Annotated in this window: 16 protein-coding genes; 2 read left to right on the top strand and 14 right to left on the bottom strand. The window is 44.8% G+C overall.

Translation table 11 applies throughout. The features are described from left to right. Nucleotides 1–47 precede the first annotated feature (47 nt). From BMX50_RS08590 to BMX50_RS08575, 4 genes are all read right to left on the bottom strand, one after another. The gene (locus tag BMX50_RS08590; RefSeq protein WP_091210079.1) at nt 48–1,175 is read right to left on the bottom strand and encodes an acyltransferase family protein; all 1,128 of its coding nucleotides are present in this window, start codon (nt 1,173–1,175) and stop codon (nt 48–50) included. 167 nt (nt 1,176–1,342) lie between these two features. Next, nucleotides 1,343–3,127 (bottom strand): RagB/SusD family nutrient uptake outer membrane protein, encoded by a 1,785-nt coding sequence (locus tag BMX50_RS08585; protein WP_091210078.1) that lies wholly within the window; start codon nt 3,125–3,127, stop codon nt 1,343–1,345. A 23-nt stretch (nt 3,128–3,150) separates the two neighbouring features. Then, nucleotides 3,151–6,621 (bottom strand): TonB-dependent receptor, encoded by a 3,471-nt coding sequence (locus BMX50_RS08580; RefSeq protein WP_208864665.1) that lies wholly within the window; start codon nt 6,619–6,621, stop codon nt 3,151–3,153. A gap of 221 nt (nt 6,622–6,842) precedes the next feature. Then, complete coding sequence (locus tag BMX50_RS08575) at nt 6,843–7,907, bottom strand: FecR family protein (RefSeq protein WP_091210077.1); 1,065 nt, start codon at nt 7,905–7,907, stop codon at nt 6,843–6,845. Between the two features lie 241 nt (nt 7,908–8,148). Between BMX50_RS08575 and BMX50_RS08570 the strand changes: the two genes are divergently transcribed. Continuing rightward, nucleotides 8,149–8,709, top strand: coding sequence for an RNA polymerase sigma-70 factor (locus BMX50_RS08570; protein WP_091210076.1), 561 nt, complete (start codon nt 8,149–8,151; stop codon nt 8,707–8,709). Nucleotides 8,710–8,879: 170 nt separating this feature from the next. Here the strand turns inward: BMX50_RS08570 and BMX50_RS08565 are convergent, their stop codons facing one another. From BMX50_RS08565 to BMX50_RS08550, 4 genes are all read right to left on the bottom strand, one after another. Beyond that, nucleotides 8,880–11,036 carry a c-type cytochrome domain-containing protein gene (locus BMX50_RS08565; RefSeq protein WP_091210075.1) on the bottom strand — a complete coding sequence of 719 codons (2,157 nt, stop codon included), beginning with the start codon at nt 11,034–11,036 and terminating at the stop codon, nt 8,880–8,882. Between the two features lie 26 nt (nt 11,037–11,062). Further along, the gene (locus BMX50_RS08560; protein ID WP_091210074.1) at nt 11,063–12,088 is read right to left on the bottom strand and encodes an NHL repeat-containing protein; all 1,026 of its coding nucleotides are present in this window, start codon (nt 12,086–12,088) and stop codon (nt 11,063–11,065) included. 187 nt (nt 12,089–12,275) lie between these two features. Then, nucleotides 12,276–13,733, bottom strand: a complete 1,458-nt coding sequence (locus tag BMX50_RS08555) for a DUF1501 domain-containing protein (RefSeq protein WP_091210073.1) — start codon at nt 13,731–13,733, stop codon at nt 12,276–12,278. 4 nt (nt 13,734–13,737) lie between these two features. Beyond that, entirely contained in the window at nt 13,738–16,056 is a 2,319-nt protein-coding gene (locus tag BMX50_RS08550) for a PSD1 and planctomycete cytochrome C domain-containing protein (protein ID WP_091210072.1), read from the bottom strand. Between the two features lie 323 nt (nt 16,057–16,379). Here BMX50_RS08550 and BMX50_RS08545 point away from each other — a divergent pair, with 323 nt between their 5' ends. Next, nucleotides 16,380–17,225 (top strand): hypothetical protein, encoded by an 846-nt coding sequence (locus BMX50_RS08545; RefSeq protein WP_091210071.1) that lies wholly within the window; start codon nt 16,380–16,382, stop codon nt 17,223–17,225. Between the two features lie 3 nt (nt 17,226–17,228). Here the strand turns inward: BMX50_RS08545 and BMX50_RS08540 are convergent, their stop codons facing one another. The 6 genes from BMX50_RS08540 to BMX50_RS08515 form a co-directional block, all read right to left on the bottom strand. Next, a complete protein-coding gene (locus tag BMX50_RS08540) occupies nt 17,229–17,711 on the bottom strand; it encodes a hypothetical protein (RefSeq protein WP_091210070.1) in 483 nt (160 codons plus the stop codon). A 346-nt stretch (nt 17,712–18,057) separates the two neighbouring features. Then, nucleotides 18,058–18,735 carry an energy transducer TonB gene (locus tag BMX50_RS08535; RefSeq protein ID WP_091210069.1) on the bottom strand — a complete coding sequence of 226 codons (678 nt, stop codon included), beginning with the start codon at nt 18,733–18,735 and terminating at the stop codon, nt 18,058–18,060. A gap of 239 nt (nt 18,736–18,974) precedes the next feature. Beyond that, a complete protein-coding gene (locus BMX50_RS08530) occupies nt 18,975–19,682 on the bottom strand; it encodes a peptidoglycan DD-metalloendopeptidase family protein (protein WP_091210068.1) in 708 nt (235 codons plus the stop codon). 10 nt (nt 19,683–19,692) lie between these two features. Then, nucleotides 19,693–20,070 carry a 30S ribosome-binding factor RbfA gene (rbfA, locus tag BMX50_RS08525; RefSeq protein ID WP_091210067.1) on the bottom strand — a complete coding sequence of 126 codons (378 nt, stop codon included), beginning with the start codon at nt 20,068–20,070 and terminating at the stop codon, nt 19,693–19,695. 100 nt (nt 20,071–20,170) lie between these two features. Continuing rightward, entirely contained in the window at nt 20,171–20,536 is a 366-nt protein-coding gene (locus BMX50_RS08520) for a hypothetical protein (RefSeq protein ID WP_091210358.1), read from the bottom strand. A gap of 15 nt (nt 20,537–20,551) precedes the next feature. Next, on the bottom strand, nt 20,552–21,778 hold the full coding sequence (locus BMX50_RS08515) for an FtsX-like permease family protein (RefSeq protein ID WP_091210066.1): 1,227 nt from the start codon (nt 21,776–21,778) through the stop codon (nt 20,552–20,554). Nucleotides 21,779–21,803: the final 25 nt, after the last annotated feature.

Below are 21,803 nucleotides of genomic sequence, written 5' to 3'. Positions count from 1 at the left end.
GGCGATAAAAAAATCCGAAATCGAACATTCGAAATCCGATATCCAAATTACACCCTTATATAAATTTTCCGTTTGTCAAGGATATAGGCAACCAGCCAGCAGATCAGCATAAAGCTGATAGCAAACAATAATGAACCTATCGGGCCGGGAGCTATGGTTTGATAAAAGGCGGTATTGATCCAGTCGACAGCATTGCTGCCGCTTATGATGATCATGCTTACCGGGATCAGTAATATTTCGGAAAGCACATAAATAGGCAGCGGATTTTTACCCATGGTGGTGAAAAAGCGTGCCCAGTTGCCTTTATTCCAATTGTTGACCTCCAGCGTATAGATCAATGCCGACAGGATCACCAGATCGAGCCCGGTGGTAACCAGCACAAATGAGCTTGACCACAATTTTTTATTGATTGGGAAAACCATATTCCAGCATAGGGCCAAAAAGATGAACAGGCAGCCGGTTAACAGTAGTTTGGTGGTGGTATCATACCCCTTCCCTTTTTGCTGGATGAACTTACCGGCGTAATATCCTACTACCACGTTAACAATGGCAGGTAGGGTACTTAATACGCCCTCAGGATCGAACGGGATACCTTCACCGTGATATAAATGATCGGGGCCGAATAAAAATTTATCAAGATAGATACCTGCATTGCCGGTCATGCTCAGCGGATCGGCCGGGTTGCCATACACCAGCAGGATAATCCAGTAGATCACTAAAAACAAACCGGATAAAATGAAAACCGTTTGTTTAGACAGGAAATGGATCATGAGCGAAGCAAAGCAATAACACAACGCGATGCGCTGTAAAACGCCCATGATGCGTGTATGTGCAATAGGTTTTAAATGAAAACCTCCGTTTGTTAAGAAGAAAGGGAACCAATACATCAGGTAACCTATTAAAAATATGAGTAGCGTACGTCTGAAGATCTTGCTTAGCACTGCCGCATTACCCATTTCCTGGTAACGTTTCATTGAAAAGCTCATGGCATTGCCTACAGCAAACAAAAAGGAAGGGAACACAAGATCGGTTGGGGTAAAGCCATGCCATGCAGCATGTTCAAGCGGTGAAAATGGGGCTGCCCCACTGCCGGGCGTATTTACAATGATCATGAAGCATAAAGTCATGCCACGAAATACATCCAGCGATAAAAACCGCGATGATGATTTGTCCATAAATGGGTTTAAAAATGTTTATAATCAGCTTGTTTAAAAAGCAGGGATGTTAAGGCAAGATAATAAACTTACCGGGAATTGTGCAATCCCGGTAAGTTATAAGCGGCCACAAAGCTGAACACCAATTTAATAGCTTTTGGCTTTGCGCGTTTTGCTTTCAGCTTTAATTAATGATAACCCGGGTTTTGTTTCAGTACCGGCGAACCTCCCTTTACGCTAAGGTCAATTTCCTTTTGTGGTATAGGATAATACTCGTTTTTACCTTTAAGGAATTTGCCGCCCTTAACATCATTGGTGATGGTGCTTTGGAAAGCAACGTAAGCATTAAGTTCCGTATCGGCAATACCCCAGCGTACGAGGTCAAAAAAGCGGTGGCCTTCCATAGCCAGCTCAATTTTACGCTCAAAGTAGATGGCCTTTAAAGCAAAATCTTTGCTTGCAAAAGCACCTCCAGGATAAGGGCTCACCTTATAATTAGCTGCAGGTTCATCGGTAAAGCCGCCTGTAGGATCTTCATCATCCACGTATTTGTGCACGAAACCTTCCGGATTGGCAGCGCGGTTACGTACCATGTTTACATAACTTTCGGCTTTGTCCAGGCTACCAACCTGTGCTTCTACTTCGGCAGCCATCAGCAATACGTCGGCGTAACGGATCAGGTTGTAGTTAATGCCTGAGCCCGGTGCCCATGAAGTATTATCACCATTGGTTTCCTGCTCGGCCTGGCCGTACACATTTTTAAGCGGCGAATACGGGCCTCCGTAATCCTGGTCGCGGATCCAGTCAGAACCCGGGTGTAAGCCCCAGTCGAGATAAGGGATGCCACGACGACCAGCAGTCCAATCTAAACGCGGATCGATAGTTCCATCATCAGGTGTAAAATCTTTTGATGACGATACGTTCATATCGGTTTTGATGGCATGGCTGTTATAATCATCAAGATAAGGCAAGCCTGTTGTTGGGTTGGTACGGAAATGGTTTGCCAGATCAACCGATGGTTGATAAAAACCGCAGCAACTGAACGGGCTGCTATTGCCATAAGGAAAGTTCAGCATGTCGCCGTTATTGGCTTGCGAGGGGCCATTAGGGTCGGCATTGGCCGCTGCCTGTACAGCAAATACCGACTCGGCACTGTTATTGGTTGCTGTACGGAAGTTATCATTAAACTTTGCATTAAGGGCATATTTTTTGCCGTTGGCAGTTACGCCTTGCGCTATTACTGCATCAAAAATCGGCTTGGCATCGGTGTATTTATGCTCAAAAAGATATGTTTTGGCTAAATATGCACCCGCTGCCCATTTGTTTGCCCTACCTGCATCCGGTTGTGTAGTTGGTAAATTAGCGTAAGCATATTTAAAATCGTCCTCAATTTTGGCCCAGATATCAACACCAGAGTTGGGCTGGTTAATATCAGTAGTGGTTTCATCAAGATAGGGCACGTTATTGAACATCTTTTTCAGATCAAAATAATAATGAGCCCTTAAAAACCTGGTTTGTGCCAGCAGGTTAGTTTTATTGGCATCAGATATTTTAGTAACGCTCATGATTGATTTGATGGTGTTGTTGCAACGCGAAACACCTTCATAATCGGCCCGCCATTTACTATCAAAGAAGCCATTGCTGCCATCCGAGTTATATTTCATGATGGGTTCTATCGGGGTTTGGTCGCCCGCCACACTTCCTTTTGAAGCATCGCCGCCAGCTACCCCCCCATAGATCCAGTTATCAGGCGATGCTTCCCAGGCACCGCCGCCGCCAACGGCAGCATCACCGCCCTGTTGACCGTCAAGAACGGCGTATGAGCCTATCAACAGCTCATTTGCTCCTTCTTCTGTTTGTAAAAATTGTGGCTCAAGCGCGCCGGTAAGCGGCTTTTCTAAATATGATTTTTTACATGCGCTAAGTGCTAAGGCCCCCAGCAGTATTGTTGTAATATGTTTTAATGCTTTCATCGTAATCCTTCTTGAATAATCTGTTATAATGAAAAGTTAACACCGAATAAAAATGTACGTGGACTGCCATAGCTGCCCTCATCAATACCAAACGTGCTGGTAGAGCCGCTCAGCTCAGGATCGACACCCTTGTACCCGGTAATGGTAAACAGATTGGTTGCCGAAGCATAGATCCTTAGTTTTTGTACCCCTATTTTCTTCAGGCTGTTCAGGTTAAATGAATAGCCGATCTGCGCGTTACGCATCCTTACGTAAGTACCGTTTTCAACAAAATAAGAGTTTGGTGTTGAACCGCTGCTGGTTGAGGCATCAAGCTCCTGGATTGGTGCTTTTGCATTATGGTTGGTTGGTGTCCACGAGTCATACAAAGCGGTATGGCTTTTGGCGGTTTCAAACGATGAATAAAAGTCTGTCCAGTATTTTACGCTGTTCCAGATTTTGCCACCAAATGAACCATACAGGAATACACTTGCATCAAAGTTTTTATAAGTAACGCTCAAGTTTAAACCCGCTGTAACTTTAGGATTGGGGTTGCCGATAAAAGTACGGTCGGCATCGGTAATTATCCCATCGCCGTTAACATCTTTATAACGGAAACGGCCAACTTTAACGTCCGATTGATAATAGGCATTAGGATCATTGGTCGCTTTTTTTACGGCTGCGTCGGCTGCATCTATTTCAGCTTGCGAGTTCCAGAAACCTTCTATCTGGTATCCGTAAAACTCGCCCAATGAATGGCCTACCTGGTTGCGGCTTATGAAGTTATCAAACCTGCCCAGGTGATCTCCGTAAAAATAATCGGCACCGGTTGATACGGTTTTAATTTTATTGCTGTAGGTGGTAAACGTGCCGGTAGTGGTAAAGCTCAGGTCGCTGTTAGCTTTAAAATTACCAGTTACAGATATATCCAAACCATCGGTTTTCATTTTGCCAACGTTTATGTATGGCACCGCACCGTTACCTGCTGTACCTAATTGAGGGGCATTAAATAACAGATCGCGGATGTCTTTACGATAGTAGTCGGCAGTGACAGAAAGTTGTCCGTTAAATAAGGTAGCATCAAAACCAAAGTTGGTATTAATGTCTTTTTCCCATTTGGCATTAGGGTTGGCAATCTGCGCCTGGAAGAAACCTGGAACAATATCCGGGCCGCCATTGATAGGATAATAAGACTGGCCTATAGCAGTATTGAAAGTAGTAAAGGCGTTTTCAGGGTTAATATTGATCTGGTTACCCATAATACCCCAGCCGCCCCTGATCTTCAAATCGGTGATCCATTTAGTGTTTTTTAGGAAGCTCTCCTGCGAGATGCGCCAGCCTGCACTAAACGAAGGGAAGTAGCCATATTTGTTAGCTTCAGAGAACTGTGATGCCCCGTCCCGGCGGATGGTTGAATTGAATAAATACTTATCATCATAGGCATAATCAAAACGGGCAAACTCAGAGAAAAGTGAGTAAGAGCTTTTGTTGCTGTAATTGCTGCCCGGAGTACCGGTTGACAGGTTCACGTAATTAGGATCAAACGAGAAATAGTTTTTACTGTTTGCGCCAAGGCTGGAGTTGTAATAGGAAACGGCTTCAGTACCTACTAAAGCTTTGATACTATGTTTGCCGAACTCGCGCTGATAAGTCAGGGTGTTTGTCCACAGGTAATTGTAGTTGCTGTATGAATCTTCGCTGTAACTGTTTGTTAACGAGTTTTCAACGTTTTCATAAGTTGGATAAGAGAAATAATGATCATGCCCGTTGGCAATATCGCCACCAAAACTTGTACGTAAAGTAAGGCCTTTGATAATGTCAGCTTCTGCAAAAATATTTCCTAAGATCCTATAGTCGATAGCGCCGTTAACAGCACTGCGGTTTTGTATGGCAACCGGGTTATTGGCATCGCCCAATCCCGAGCCATAGCTGCCCGCATAGTTGCCCTTAATATCATAAACCGGTATAATTGGCTGCTCACGAATGGCCATGGTGATAACACCATCGGGATCATTGGTGCTTACCTTTGGATTTTTAGTAATGGTATAAGCCAGGTTTTCGCCAACGCGGATATGCTTGGTTAAGTTGAAGGTTGTATTTGAACGCAGACTGTACCGTTTTTGATAAGTATCAATCAAAGTACCCTGCTGGTTAAAATAGTTCAATGAAAATAAGTAGCTGGCCTGATCCGTACTGCCGCTTATAGAAAGGTTATGGCTTGTAATAGGCGCGTTTTTGAAAAGGGCATGATACCAGTCGGTACCAGCTTTATTGGCCTTTGTTATGCGGTAAAAGCTGTTGTAATCATCGGGCGATGTGAAGTTGGGGTTCACATAATAAAGCGCTGGATTAACCGATGCATCACCTTCTTTTGCGCCCGCAGGCGTGATATAATCAGGCAGGGTATAAGTTGAACCGGTGCCATCCGGATTGTATTGATCGTCCTGAAAATCGGTGATGCCCGAGTTTTTCTGAGCAGTCATTTTCAGGGTAGCCATATCTTTCGGGCTTAAAATATCCCAAACATTGCCGCCTTTAGGTTTTTGCGTACCATAGTAGGCATCATACTGGATGTTTACCTTGCCTTTACCTTTTTTGGTGGTAATGATAATAACGCCGTTGGCAGCCCTCGAACCGTAAATGGATGCAGAGCTGGCATCTTTCAACACCTGGAACGATTCAACATCATTAGGGTTAAGGGTACTTACATCGGTTGTTTCCACACCGTCAACTATATACAAAGGCGTATTAATACCAAAAGTATTGAAGCCACGAATGTGGATCTGAGGTTCTTCGCCCGGCTGGCCCGAACCGGTAACCGTAACACCAGATGCCTGGCCCTGTAACTGGTTGATCACTGATGATGAAGCCTGTTTGTTAAGGTCTTTAACGTTAACTACCGCAACAGCGCCGGTAAGGTCTTTCTTTTTCTGCGTGGTGTAGCCAACTACAACCACCTCGTTCAGCGCTTTTGACTCTTCAAGCAAGGTTATGTTGATGGTGGTTTGTCCGTTTACCGGTACAGCTTGCGCGGTAAAGCCTAAAAAGCCAAATTCGAGCGTCCCTTTGCCGTCGGGCATAGTGAGGGTATATTTACCGTTGATGTCGGTAACTGTGCCTAAATTACTGCCCCTCAGCTTTACGCTTACCCCCGGTAAGGGCTGACCGCTAACATCTTTAACCACCCCCGTTACGGTTAAAGTAACAATTGGTTTTTCATCTGCGGGTTTTATGATGATAATGTCATCTACCACCTGGAAGGTTAAAGGCTGTTTTTGCAGCACCTTCTGCATTACGGTTTCAATAGGCGCGTCCTGCACGTCCACATTTATTTTCTTGTCAACGTCAACCTGGTCAAGCCTGTAAAAAACAGTGTATTTACTGCTTTTTTCAATCTGCTTAAACATTTGCTTAACAGAAATATTGTTTACACTAAAGTTGTAAACGTTTTGTGAATAAGCGGCAGCGTGTATTTGCATAATGCCCGTTAAGAGCAGAACGGTTACCAGCTTCATAATTTTGATCGTTTTTTGCCACGGGCCGGCGGCCAGAGCGGACTTTCTGTAAAAATTAATCATAAATTTGTTTGTTAATCAGTTAATACGATGCTTCCCCAAGCGTAGGGTATTAGCTTTGATTGCTTTAGGCCCGGGCGTGTTGGTAGCACATCCGGGTTTTTTATGTAAAAGAGAATGTTAGTTTTTAATCATAGTTTCCTTTTTGTTTTAGTTAGTCGTTAATCATTATTGTTGTTTCGTGTAATGTTTACTGTATTGCCGCTTATTGAATAATCTATAGCGGTATTGGCCTTTATAATTGCAAGCACCTTTTCAATGCTCGGGATGTTTTTAAAGCTGCCCGAATAGCGGATGCTGCTCAATTCGGCATCGGTCATGTTTATGGTTACGTTATATCTTCGCTCCAGTACTTTGGCTATCTCGCTAAGCGTAGTGCCGTCAAACACCAGCAGGTTTTCCTTCCAGCCGTCATAGCGGTCAAGCTTGGCCGAGTCGATCTCTGATACCTGGATCTCGCTCAGGCTTTTAGGGTCGGGTGTGGTGTAGCTATAGTTTTCTTTTTTAGGGTGATAGTAGATCCTGAGCACCTGCCGTGGCTTTACATAAATGCGGCTCATTTCATGGGCGTTGTTATCTACATTCCCTTCAACCGATACCTCTCCTTTTACCACGGTAGTTTCAAAGAATGGGTCGGTGGTATAGGCCTTAAGGTTAAATTTGGTGCCGATATCCCTGATGGTATAGTTTTTTGTGTTAACAATAAAAGGAATCTCCTTTTTGCCCGGGGCGATATCGAAAAATGCCTCGCCCTCTAAATAAACAGTACGGGTTGTTTTGCCAAAATCGGCTGTATAGTTAAGCTTACTGCCCGCATTAAGCCAAACCTGTGTGCCATCGCTCAAAACAATTTTTTTAATGGCGCCTGGATTAGCAGCTATTTGCCTGACACTCTCCACGTTTTTTGAATACCTGTTATATAAGGTGGCAGTAACTGCCGCCAGTAAAGCAATAGCGGCAGCCGCTTTTCCCCAGGTGATCAGCCTTGCATAGCGCGACGGTTGTTTGGGCTCTATCTCAGCCGAAAGTTTATTATAGGCATGATCTTTATTTACAACCGCTGGCTGCAGGTAAAGCATGTTATGCCAGGTTTCATACAATTGTGCAAAATACTGCTCGTTTTCGGGGTGCGCACTTATCCACTGTTTAACCTGCTCAAGCTCCTGTGTGGTAGCTTCGCCGGTGATATATTTTACCAACAGTAGTTTTACTTCTTCGTTATCCATTTGTAATATTATCGTTAAGACAATCGAAAAAACGGATACCCTCAAAGCCGGGTGAAATATTTTTCAATTTTATTCGGCATGTGGCGTAAATGCCCCCTTCATATTACGCGTAACTGTTTTTTTACAGAATGTTTGGGGTTAGCTTTTTATTATTTCCATATTAAATTTGATGCGGAACGAAAAATTTCGTAACTTGTTAAAGTTTTTTAAAAAGTATTCGGATTAATTAAAGGCAGGATTAATGATCCAGGAAAACAAATTACCTATAACCTCATTTATACAGGGTGACGCGAAAGCTTTTGAAACCCTGTTTAGGCTATACTATACCCGGTTAACTTTGTTCTCCAACCGCTTTGTAAATGATTTAACCATTGCCGAAGAAATTACTGCCGATGTGTTTACCCTCCTATGGGAGCGCGGGCACGAGGTGAATTTTTGCTCGTCGGTAAGTTCCTATCTTTTTAAAATGGTGCAAAACCGGAGCCTCAATTACCTCAAGCGCCAAAAAATAGAAAACCTTTACGTTAATTATCTCGAAAAAAACAACCTGTTTGATGAGCTGCGTAATACGCTTGAAAATGGTCTTGAAGAAAAAGAGCTTGCCCTGCAGATAGAAGCAGCCATTGCAACCCTCCCCGAGAAATGCCGCGAAATTTTTGTACTAAGCCGGTTCAGCGATATGAAATACCGGGAAATTGCCGTACAACTCAATATCTCCCCTAAAACTGTTGAGCGCCAGATGAGCATCGCCCTTGAAAAATTACGCCAGGTGTTGAAGCATGTGAGTTATATGTTTTTTTAGAGGAAGCAAATAAAACCATGTCATTGCGAGGAGCGGGGCTGGGAATGAGCTCTGGGGGCGACGTGGCAATCGCATGCTATACAGGTCCGCCCTGCTTCCGTGCGATTGCTTCGTGCCTCGCAATGACATAAAAGAAGAAAGCTATCACTAAACTTCAACCAGTAACCCCATCAATTCAAAAACACTTCATCTAAAAACACCCAACCCGGTTTACCTTTGGCCGGATGCCATGCCGGTACACTTTTGAGCGGTTGTGCAACCAGTTTTATACAGGACACCTGTTGTGCGGATCTTAACTTACATTCCAGCGGCGTCAGCGCAAACGGATCGGCTTGGTTAGGTGTGCCTGTTTTGATCGTGCTTAGCAGCTTCAGGTGGTTTTGATCGGCACCTCCCCAAACTTCAACCCCGACAGGTAAAAAGATCTGCGAACCTATGTTGCGCATCACATTAAGGCTCACCGAATGCAGATCAATTGGTTTATTGAACCACATGATAACTGCCAGATCTTTTTGTGATGCGATCCATTTGCCGTTACCGAAATTGCCGCCGCCTAATTCTTTATCGATGATTGTTTTTGCGCCATCGCCTTTGTACTTATTATCCGGATATGTAATAAAGCTGATGCTATCGGGCGTGTAGGCACATTTGTAAACATTAAACTGTACGGTATCGCTACCCAACCAGCCGGCTTTAAATGCCCTTGCTTTTATCACCGTACTTTGCGTAAAAACAACGCCGGGTTTAAACGATGCTGCTTTAATGCTGTCGGGTGCCGAACCATCGGTAGTATAACGGATATCGGCCCCTTTAATAGGATTGCTAAGCTGCAGTGCGTAATTCTGTTTAAATATAACCGCCGTGTTTTTTAACTGCGGACTGGTAAGCTTCATTACTTTGCCATCATCTTTAAAGCCGGTTAACAGGCTTAGCTTAGGATTCTGTTTTTGAAGCGATTGCAGATCGGCAGGGTTCAGTCCGCTATCCCATACCGCAAGTTCATTAATACTTTTTATGGCAATGAGTTGTTTTACATCTGCTGTAGTTAGTTTAACCCCCGCCAGCGAAACGCTTTTGAGATATTTTAAACCTGCTAATTCTTTTAATCCTTTCCCGGTAACATCGCTGAAGTTGAGGTTTAGCCTGTGCAGGTTTTCAAATTTGGCAATGGTTTTCAGGTCGGCATCCTTTACCGGCATCTTGTTCAGATCGAGTGAAACGACTTGCTTCCTGATAGCGCTTAGCTCATCCAGTACCTTAACATTGTAAGTGCTTTTATTGTAGATGTTAACCGCCAATGCAGGCGACTCATTAGCCAGCGGGTAAACCGCCCGGTAATTATTATTGAGTTTTTGAATATCCTTTTCATTAGCGGCCGAAAAGTCATAGACCTCTTCTTCGCTTTCGGCTGGTTTTAGATGAGTTGCGGCTATCATCCGTAATGAATCGTTGGCAGGCAGGTCTGTCACTTTTTTGCTGAAGCCGGCTTTGCTTTTTATCCAAAGGTAAAGCAGCATTTTTTCATCATCAGTAAGCTGGGTTTTGCCGGTTGGCGGCATGTGTTTCTTTTCGGTTTCGGGCAGGTGCACGCGTTGCAGGAGCAGGCTCATGGCTGGGTCGCCGGCTATAAATAGCTTGCCGTTTTTACCGCCTTTCATTATTGCTGCCGAATCGGTGAGCATCAAGCCTCCCTTCATTTTATCGGGATTGTGACAGCTCTGGCATTTTACCTCGAATATGGGACGGATCACATCATTGTAAACCAGCGCCTGGTCTATAGGTACCGCATTTTTGCTTTGATCCATCACCGGGCCCAAAACAAAATCATTGCCGTGGGTAAGGTTGCCGCCCAGATGGCCGGCAACAATCAAACAGAAAACAGTTATCACTGCCCCTGCCTTAGCCAGCCTTACGGTATATTTTGAGGTATGACGGATAAGGTAAACGCCGTAGCCAGTAAAGGCCACACTTACGCCAAACCATTTATGCCACTGTAAAGTATCGCCCTCGTATCCCGGTTCCCTCGACAGGAACAAGCCCATGATCACCGTTATTGACGAGAGCAAAGCTCCCAGCAGCAACAGGTAGCTTGTAAAAGTTTGATACAGTTTTTCATTAATAAACTCTTCCCGGTAACGGAAAAACTCCATCACCATAGCCAGCATCAGTATTACGATTGGGAAATGCAGGATGAGCGGGTGCATGCGGCCAACCGGTTGCAGCCAGCGGGGCACAACCAGGCTATCGCCTGCTATGAGTAATACAATAATGAAAATATTGAGGGCAAACAATGCCCCCTCTGCAATACCTTTATGGCTGCTTTTCATATACGCCGGGCTGTATGTGTAATTGATTAAACCCTTGTGAATTTATAAGGATATACCTTGCCCGATGCCCATTGCGCTACGTACAAATTCTCATCGTTATCCACACACACATCATGCGGGTTCAGGAAAATCTTTTCGGCCTGGGCCATAGGTTGCAATACGCCATCGGTATATACAGGCTCGGTGCCGCCGAGGTTTGATACTACTTTATTGTTCTTATCCAATATGGTAGTGAAGCCGGTATTTTCCTTGCTCAGATCGGGCGAACGAAGTACGGCGGCATACAAATGATCTCCCTTAATTACCGGGCGGCAAACACATGCGCCGGGCAGCTTGATCACTTCCTGCAGTTTTCCGTCCATGCTGAAGCGTTTAAAGCAGTTGCGGGTACGGTCGGTAACCAGCAAGGTAGGTGTGTCGTATCTTCTGTCGATCACGATGCCGTGGGCATTATCCAGGTGTTCGTCGCCCTCGCCCTTGCCGCCGAAGAAACCTTTCAGTTTGCCATCCTTATCATAATGGGTAACATATTGCGCACCGTAGCCATCAGCAATAAAAATGTCGCCATTGCTGTCGATCGTAGTTTCGGTAGGGACAAATTCTTCGGCCTTTTTGTAAACGCCGGTTTCCAGCGGCACATCAATGGTCATTAAAATGCGGCCATCTAATGTAGTTTTATAAACCTGGTGTTTTACAGTATCGGTTATGAACAATACTTCTGTACCGTTTTCATTAAACAGGGTTAGGCCATGTGCGCCGGGGAAATCATGTCCCCAGGTGCTTAGCAGCTTGCCCGATTTATTATAGATAAGCACATTGTTTTTGGTTTCGTTGGTAAGCAGCAAAATGCGGCCTTTCGAGTCCTGCACCATCTCATGGCAATCGTTCACCGGGTTCTTCTGCGAATCGGCCTTGCTCCAGTTTTTATCCATGCGGTAGCGCATATTGCCATGGCCGTAAATTGGCCCGTTATCTTTGGCTAACATGTCCTTAGCTATAAAAAAGCCTGCTGATAAAACTGAAGTGTGCTTGATAAATTCTCTTCTTTCCATACCGTTGATTTTTTATGATTGCGTTGATTTCGCTGATATTTTTTGTTGATTTATTCTATTTCCATAGCTGCCGCGGGGCTGTGCCCCGTGGTGTCGCATGGTTTCAGCTTTCAGCTGAACTTTGTAAGCTGAAAGCTTACATTTTGGTTTACCACGGGATACGCTGCGCTAATCCCGCGGCAGTTGTTTACGCTATTATCCCCTTCACCACATTGCCGGCAACATCCGTTAACCTGTACCTGCGGCCCTGGCTTTTATAAGTTAGTTTTTTATGGTCGATGCCTAATTGATTTAAAATGGTGGCATGAAAATCATGCACATGCACCGGATCCCTTACAATGTTATAGCCAAACTCATCAGTTTCGCCGTAAACTATGCCGGGTTTGATGCCGCCGCCGGCCATCCAGATACTGAAACAGCGCGGATGATGATCGCGGCCGTAATTGGCTTTTTCCAGTTTGCCCTGGCTGTAATTGGTGCGACCGAACTCGCCGCCCCAGATCACCAGTGTTTCATCCAACAGGCCGCGTTGTTTGAGATCGGTAACCAATGCTGCAGATGCCTGGTCGACATCTTTGGCTTGCCCGGCCATTTCCTGGGGCAGGTTGCTGTGCTGGTCCCAGCCCTGGTGATAGAGCTGTACAAAGCGAACCCCATTTTCTGAAAGTTTACGGGCCAGTAAACAGTTGGCAGCATAGGTGCCGGGAATAAGGCATTCGGGCCCGTACATCTTTACAATATCATCCGACTCTTTGCTTACGTCCATAATTTCGGGTACCGCGGTTTGCATGCGATAGGCCATTTCATACTGTTGCACTTTGGTATTTATCTCCGGGTCGCCAAACTCTTTATAGTTCATGTCATTGAGCTCGGCCAGTTTATCCAGCATTTTACGGCGCTCATGACGGTTCAGACCTTCGGGGTCATTTAAGTACAGGATAGGGTCTTCGCCGCTGCTGAACTGCACGCCCTGGTGAATGGAATCCAGGAAACCATTACTCCACAGTTTGGAGTAAACGCCCTGCCCGTTTCCTTTTCCCTTTGAGAGGAGTACTGTAAATGCCGGAAGGTTTTTGTTTTCGCTGCCGAGGCCGTAGCTTACCCACGAACCCATGCTTGGGCGGTTGCCCTGCTGTGCCCCGGTTTGGAAAAAGGTAAGTGCCGGATCGTGGTTAATAGCATCGGTGTTAAGCGATTTAATAATGCAGATGTCATCGGCTATTTTGCCAATGTGCGGGAACATATCGCTGATCCAGGCCCGCGATTCGCCATATTGCTTAAAATCATAAAATGAACCCACCAGCGGGAACGAAGCCTGTTTGGCGGTCATCCCTGTTAAGATCTGGTTGCCGCGAACAGATGCAGGCAGCTCCTGCCCCATCATTTCGCGCAGCTTGGGCTTATAATCAAATGATTCGAGTTGTGAAGGTGCTCCATCCTGAAACAGGTAAATTACCCGTTTGGCTTTAGGCGCAAAGTTGGGTATGCCGGGAATAAAATCCGCCTCGGCTTCATCACCTTTGCCGCTAAACAGGTCGGGGATAAGCAACGAGCCCAGCGCTACGCTGCCAATGCCCAAACTGAGCCTTGAAAGAAACCTGCGCCGGTTGATGTTAAGCCTGTTTTCTAAAAAATCTTTTTCCATGTGCTCAGGTTTTTGTTATTGCTTCTTCCAAATTATACATGGTATCAACCACTTTCATCATGGCTGCCAGTGTTACTTTATCCAAATTGGCTGGTACCGGGTATTCACCTACAGTTAGTAGTTTTTCGGCATCGGCCTTTTTCATCGTTTTTAACTCATCGGCATAGTACGATGTTAAAATAGACAGTTCTTTTTGTTGTGGATGCCGGCACAGGATCAGCCGAAACGCCTTGGTGATCTTCTCTGTCGATGTGCTTTTATCCTGCAAAAGTTTGGCGGCTAAAACTCTCGCACTTTCCAACACGGTTGGATCGTTAAGCATTACTAAAGCCTGCAATGGCGTATTGGTACGTAGGCGCTTCACCTCGCACTGGTCGCGGTTACTGGCGTCAAAAATGCCCAGCGATGCCGGTGGAACCGTACGCTTAATCAATGTGTACATACCGCGTCGATACAAGTTAGGGCCATGTACTTGTTTGTAATTAGCTAAAATCCCTCTGCCCGATGTTGCATTTTCCCAAAGGCCCGGCGGCTGGTAAGGGTTAACACTTGGTCCGCCGATGGTTGGGTTAAGCAATCCGCTACTGGCCAATACCAAATCGCGCACAAATTCGGCCGGTAAACGGCCTCGCGGGCCCCGGGCTAATAAAGTATTATCCGGATCTTCTTTCTGTTTTTCGGGCGTTACTGCGGCGGATTGCCTATAAGTGGCCGACATCACGATCTGTTTTACCAATCGCTTGATGTTCCAGCCATGATCACGGAAATCAACTGCGAGCCAGTCCAGAAGCTCGGGGTGCGATGGCAGATCGCCCTGCATACCGAAATCGCCCGAACTTTTTACTATCCCCTTGCCAAAAAACTCCTGCCACATCTGGTTTACAAACACGCGGGCGGTAAGCGGGTTGTTTTTGTTGAACAGCCATTCGGCCAGGCCTAAGCGGTTTTTAGGGTAATTATTGGTGAATGGTAATATCGACTTTGGCGTACCGGCTTGCACCTCATCGCCATGGGCATCATAGTTGCCTCGTTTAAGAATATAAGTAGGCCTTACCTTGTCGCTATCCGTCATGATAGATACAATGAGCTTATCGGTATCGCGCTTGTTTACAAATGTTAGAATCTTTTTAACATCCTCATTGCTGATCTGCATCATGGGGTTTTTGGCATAGGTTTCGGGCCCGCCAACGGTTGATTGCAGGCCTACTTCTTTCACATTGTTAAAAAAGGCATAAACCTGGTAATATTCCTTTTGCGAAAAAGGATCGTATTTATGATCGTGACAGTGGGCACATTCCAATGTAACACCTAACATGGCCTTGCCGAAGGTATTGGTACGGTCGGTCACATAGCTTACACGGTATTCCTCGTCAATTACACCGCCCTCTTCGGTTATTTTATGGTTACGGTTAAAGCCGGTGGCTAACAGCTGTTCTTTAGTAGCATTAGGCAATTGATCGCCGGCTAATTGCCAGGTGATAAATTTATCGTATGGCAGGTTCTCATTATAGGCATGGATCACCCAATCTCGCCATGGCCATTGGGTACGGTAATTATCATCCTGGTAACCGTGCGAATCTGCATAACGCGCAACATCCAACCAGTGCAGCGCCATTTTTTCACCGTATTGTGGTGTGGCCATCAGCTTATCTACCATTTTTTCGTAAGCATTGGCGCTTTTGTCGGCCAAAAACTCATCCATTAATGCAAGGGAAGGCGGCAGACCGGTCAAATCGAGCGAAATGCGTTTTAACAGGCGTTCTTTATCGGCTTCGGGATTGGGTTCAAGGGTTGTCTGCTCCATTTTTTGCAGCACAAAATTATCGATGGCGTTTTTAGGCCATGCCGTATTTTTCACTGCCGGAACAGGGTAATTACGCGGGGCAACGAAAGCCCAATGTTTTTCATATTTGGCACCCTGTTTTATCCATTTGTGAATGAGCTCAACCTCATAAGGCGATAACCTTTTCAGGTTGGATGACGCAGGTGGCATCTGCTCGGTAGTATCTTTAGTGGAGATGCGTCGATAAACCTCAGATTGCATCGGTTCGCCGGGAACAAGGGCATGTGACGACGGATTATCCTTTAAGGCTTTATAGGCGCTTTCGGCAATATCCAGTCGTAAGTCTGCTTCGCGATGGGAGGCATCGGGACCATGACATTTAAAACATTTGTCTGAAAGGATAGGCCGGATATTAAAGTTGTAACTGATGGTATCGGGCACCTGCTCGTCGGCCGCCCCGCCAGATGAATGGCAGGAATAAAACGTGTACAGCATGCAGATGGCTATCGTAAGCCACACATAATACAACTTCCGGTACATGGGTTTAAAATTGGTTAAACAGAGATTAAAGTTAGATAATTTATGCTACAATTTGCAAATACATATTTGTGCTCCAAATTGATTTAACGGGGGCAATATAGTATGAAAAATGATATGTTCATACATTTTGTACAAATGTTTTAACATAATGCTTTTCCTGACACCAGAAAAGTAAGAAATCGGATAAAAAGAATAATTTAGCCGGGCACACTAACATTTAGGTTTTTTTATCGTAAAAAGTGGTGTTTAAGCCGTAGATTTATATCAATACGGCTTGAAAATGGTTTCAAATTATTACCCCCGTAATTGAAATTTATATCTGAATGAAATTAAAATTAAGGCTATTGCTGCTATTGTTATTGATAGTAACAACCGGTTTTGGTTTTTACCTGTACCAGCGTTATTCTCTTGAAAAAAGGCATGCTTTTGTGCCCGAAAAGAAACACAGAAATGATACCTTAAGAGTAGGGATCATTGGCGATAGCTGGGCAACCGGCATTACTATAGATACCATTATCAGAGATGAATTTAAAAAACGCGGGATAAACACAGAGGTAATAGCCTTTGGCCAGCCTGAAGCAAAAACAAAGGAGATTTACGATAACCTGTATGCCAAGCCAGGGCAGCCTTATTCAAGTTACGAAATACTACACCATAACCTTGATTACTGCATTATTCTGGCCGGTACCAGCGATGCCGAAGGCGAAATGGGCGCCAGGTTTTATGCCTACTACTGTTCGCTCATTATCAGCGATCTGGCGCGAAACAACATTGGGCCTGTTTTTGTAACCATGCCTGAGTTTGGTTTTAAAGAGGAAACAGACAGCCTTGATATCCTGAAAAAAGTACGTAATGAGGTTTCATCCCTGTTGATTGATAATGGAAGTACCCGGAGCCTGGATGGTTATCGAAAGCAGGCAAACGAAATGTTGAAAGACACCCATCTGAAAGATTCGACCATTATTGTACCTTTTAATTTAGTGTGCGATGACTATGAAAAACATAAGATTTTGTACCGTAATACCGGCCACCTTTCAACGGTTGGCAAACAAAAAATGGGTAAAGTGATAGTGGAATATATTTTAGGGAAAGAAGCAGCAGCCCCAAAAAAGCAGCTCAATACCAATATTGTTGAAACAGAGCAAGCTAAAAAAAGCAAGCGGACCTGATCATTACCCGTGCATAGCTTCTAATTTTTTGATATCCCGATAAACGATATACAAGGGCATAATCCCGAAAATGCCGAAACAGCAATCAACAAATCGCCAGTAAACAGGGATGCCACGGATAGGACCTGCAATAAAAGCCAGCGGGAACACCATTACGCAGGCAATCATCCCGAACTCAATTATCCAAATGTTTTTAACCGGATCTTTCAGCGGGCCAACAAATGCCATAGCAATAACCAGGTGACCGAAAGCCAGCCAGTCGGTTCCGTAGGCCAGGTAAGGATAGTTTTGATTAGTGGTTTTTACAGCGAGATAAACGTTGGTTATCCAGCTCTGCATAAAGGCGGGAAATATGGCTGAATGATTTGCAAAGAAAGCAAGTTCAGTTTCGATGGGGAATGCTGTTACCCCACTTAATACGAGGCCAATAATGAATACAATTATCCAGGTTTTTATTTTTTTGCGAAGTTCAGGTTTGGTTTTCATAACCGGGGCAAGGTAAGTAATTTATGGTTTGCGAAAGGCTTGCAAAGGCGCTAAGGTGCAAAGATTTTGTTTCTTTAATTTTAACTCGCGCTCGTTTTTAACGAGTGCGTAACCTGGGTTTGCGTTTGTAACGCAATGGCGATGCAATCGCCAATCCATATTAAGCGCCCGTTGCAAACGAGCGCAAGGTTAATGCGAGGGAAGAGCAAACAAAAACATGTCATTGCGAGCGTAGCAATCTCGTAGCCAATGCATGTTCGATCTGTATGGCTACGAGATTGCCACGTCGCCCCAAGGGCTTTTGCCCATGCTGCTCCTCGCAATGACATATTGTTCACCTACCCAATTAGCGTGCTGCGCAATACTTCCTGATAAAATTATCGGCTTTATCGCTGCCTATGTTGCGGATGAAATTCCAGTCGTGGCAGGCGCCTTCTTTATCGCCCTGCTTAAATTTCTCATTCGCCTGGCTTAGCACATCGTTTATAAAATCATCATCATAGCCAAGTTGCTTTTTGAGGTTGATGATGATGGCCTCTTTGGTAGTATCAGCTTTGCCTTTGTATTTGTTGCTGTAGTAGTTGGTAACTGCATTTTCCAGCTCCTGCTGGGCTTTGTAACTGGCTATGGCGCTCTGTATATCACGAATATTGGCAGGTCCGCAACGGGCCGGATCAGGGTCAAAGCGGATGGGTTGAACAATCGTGGTTTTAAGATTGTACCCCGCCGGCACTGTCCATTGGCCCGAGGTAAGTTTAATGACCCTCAAAGCTTCATCGTCCAGGTCAATGCCGGGGCCATCCTGCACTTTGGCATCGTGTACCACACCATCTTTATCAACCATGAACGAAACATTGATAGTGCCCGAAATACAGTTTTGCCGCGAGTATTCGGGGTAGATGATCTTAGCCTTCAGGAAATCATTTAACGCTTGCGTGCCGCCTTTAAATGCAGGCTGCTGGGCAAACGAATAGCCGGCCGTAAACAACAGCAATGCGATATTGAAATACAGTGCTTTAAGCATAGTATAAATATCGACAATAAATTGGGGATTATGTTTGGGAATTTTATTGGGTGTTGTCCTGTAGATGTTCAGAAGATGAAATAATTTCTTTCAAAAAACATGTCATTGCGAGCGCAGCGTGGCAACCGCACGGAAGCGTGGCCGCTCTGTATAGCATGCGATTGCTTCGTCGTTCCTCCTCGCAATGACATGGCTTTTTTAACCAACATAGTGAGAGAAATTGCGCCTTTGAAAGTGGACTACCCCACATTCACCGCATCCGGAAACCTCAGTATCAATCCCGGATCGGGGATATTCTTTTGCCAGGTTTCTTTTTCAGAAAACCTGCTTACGCCGGGATAGTCGCCTTGCCTGCCTTCCATATCAAACATCAGCTGGAAATGCAGGTGCGGCGGCCATTGGCCGTTTTCATCGGCATTGCCAAAAGTTGCTATTTGCTGGTTTTTAAATACCGGCTTACCGACAGAAAGGCCCTCTAAACTTTTACGGCTTAAATGCCCGTACAAGCTGTAAAGGGGGAGCCCGTCAAGGTCATGCTGTAAAATAATCGTCGGACCGTAATCGCCAATGTTATTGTTATCCTGGAAGCTGTGTACAATGCCATCGAGCGGAGCGTATACAGGCGTTCCGGCATCGCTCCAGATATCAACACCCAGGTGTAAGCGGCGGGGCTCGTCATCAGTATCAAAATGGCTGCTGAAGGCATAGATGGTGCGGTGTTCCATATAGCCGCCAATGCCGTAACGGCAATTATTATCATGCAGCTTATCGCTAACCAGCTGACTAAACAGCCAGGGCTTGTTAATAACCTCTGCCGTCAGCTCTTTGTTGGCGGCAGTAAGGTCAAAATGATAAAGGCGGTCATGATCTGCATCAAAATCAACCACTTTGCCAATGGCTTCAGGATGATTGTTAATGTAATCAGCAAACAGCTTATGCCGGTCCATTAAAAAGCGGTTAGTTTTCTTCGGTATCCGGTTGGCGCTCTTCTTTGCTGATCTTATCAAAGATCTTGTCCATGCGTTCAACGTATTCGCTGGTATCATCAACAAAAAACTCCAGTTGGGGGATAATCCTTACCTGGTCTTTAATGCGTGCGCCAAGTTTATACCTGATCTCCGAGGCGTGCGATTTGATGGTATGCAAAGCGGTTTGCACATTAGGGTTGCCTAAAAAGCTTAAAAATATACGGGCTATGGCCAAATCGGGTGTTACGCGTACCTTGGTGATAGTGATAAGGGTATTGGGCAAATAATTCATACCCTCGCGCTGAAAAATTGTTGCAAGGTCTTCCTGTATTACTCCGGCAAATTTTTGCTGACGTTTTGATTCCATTGGTTATTAGTTAACGCCGATAAGGCAGATGAGTATTTAATGCTTAATGCAAAAGCCTAAGTTATTGTTTTAGGCTTTTATTAACAATGACGGCAGGGTGTTAATTACAAACGTCCTGCGGGATCTCTTTGGTTATTTTTATTACTTTTTTTACAACAAGGGTACTGTCATATTCCGACCCCATCCCCGCTTTGCCCGATTTTGATTTGATGCCTTCAACCTCTACATAAACGGGCTCGTAAGGTTTTTCGAAATTGAGCTGCGAGTACTGCAATTCAAGCTGGGCCGAACTGTCAACAGCCCAAAATTCCTGGCCACTGTCGCAATCTTTAAATGATTTTATTTCGGGGCCGGCACTGTACAAGCCTTTGTAAAGCGTAACCTCATCCTTTTTATGGGTATCGTTATTACATGCGTAAACAGCAGTAACAACAAGCAGCAAAATAAAAACTCTGATATACCTCATACCCATTTAACAAATTTACAAATCCTGTTTGATTTCATCCAATCCTTTAATACTTAAACGGGCGCTGATGCCGGCCGCAATTACCGAAATACCGCCAACGGTTAACAGCACCAGGCCAAAATCCTTAACTTTCAAGTCGATGGGATAAGCGTCAAGTACCGTCATTTTAGCCCCCATTTTTATCCAGCCGTAATGCTGCTGCAGCAGGCAAAAGATGGTGCCGAGCACTATGCCGATGATACAACCAACAGCAGTGATCATCATCCCTTCAAAAAAGAAAATGCCCTGGATCATGCTTTTGTTGGCGCCTAATCCGCTTAAAATGGCTATATCCTTCCGCTTATCAATAACCAGCATGGTTAACGAGCCAATGATATTAAATATTGCGATAATTAGCACAAAGGTAAGGATCATATAAACCGCCCAGCTTTCATAATTAAGCGTTTTATAAAGCTCACTGTTTTGTTCTTTCCGGTTTTTTACGGTAAAATCTTTTCCTATTTTATCCTGAATGTCATTTTGCACGGCATCGAGATTAGTACCGCGTTTAAAATTGAGCTGCAGTGAAGATACGTTCACCGGTTGATCGAGCAGGTCGCGGGCAAACTCAATTGGGGTTACAGTTATATCATCAAACTCCTGCTGTATGGCAAATACGCCCGACGGATTGATACTGCGAACAACAAATTCGTTTAAGGGGTTGGCCGAGTTTTCCGCATCGCGCCGCGGCGAAAAAATCTGTATTGGCGAAAGCTGATCATGTACGTTAATGCCCAAAGTACGTTGTATTGTAGAGCCGATCACCGCAAAGTTTTGATTGCCGCTTTTAAGCGTGAACGAGCCTATGGCTATGGTACTATCAAGCTGGCTGTTTTTCAAAAAATCATCGCTCACACCCATTACCGTGCCCAAAAAGGGATTGTCGGCATATTTGATCAGGGCTTTTTCCTGAAGCACCTCGGTAAAAGAAAACACACGGGCATCTTTATGCAGGGAAGCAAAGTAAGGCGTGTTGGGGTTAAAAGTTTTGCCCAGTTTGGCTTCTATCTTTATTTCGGGCGTAAAATTGCTGTATAACGACAGGATAACTTTTTCAAAGCCATTGAACACCGAAAGGATAATGAGCAAAGCCGCACTGCCAATGAGTACCCCCAGCATAGAAATGCCCGAAATGATATTGATAGCATGCATTTTTTTACCCGAAAACAGGTAACGCTTTGCTATGTAAATGGACGTGTTCAAATTGTGTGGGGATTATGCGTTCAGG

This window comes from Mucilaginibacter gossypiicola (genome assembly GCF_900110105.1).
In the GTDB taxonomy this organism is placed as follows: domain Bacteria; phylum Bacteroidota; class Bacteroidia; order Sphingobacteriales; family Sphingobacteriaceae; genus Mucilaginibacter; species Mucilaginibacter gossypiicola.
Note: the sequence above shows the minus strand (reverse complement) of the source record. Positions and strands in the feature narration are given on the sequence as shown.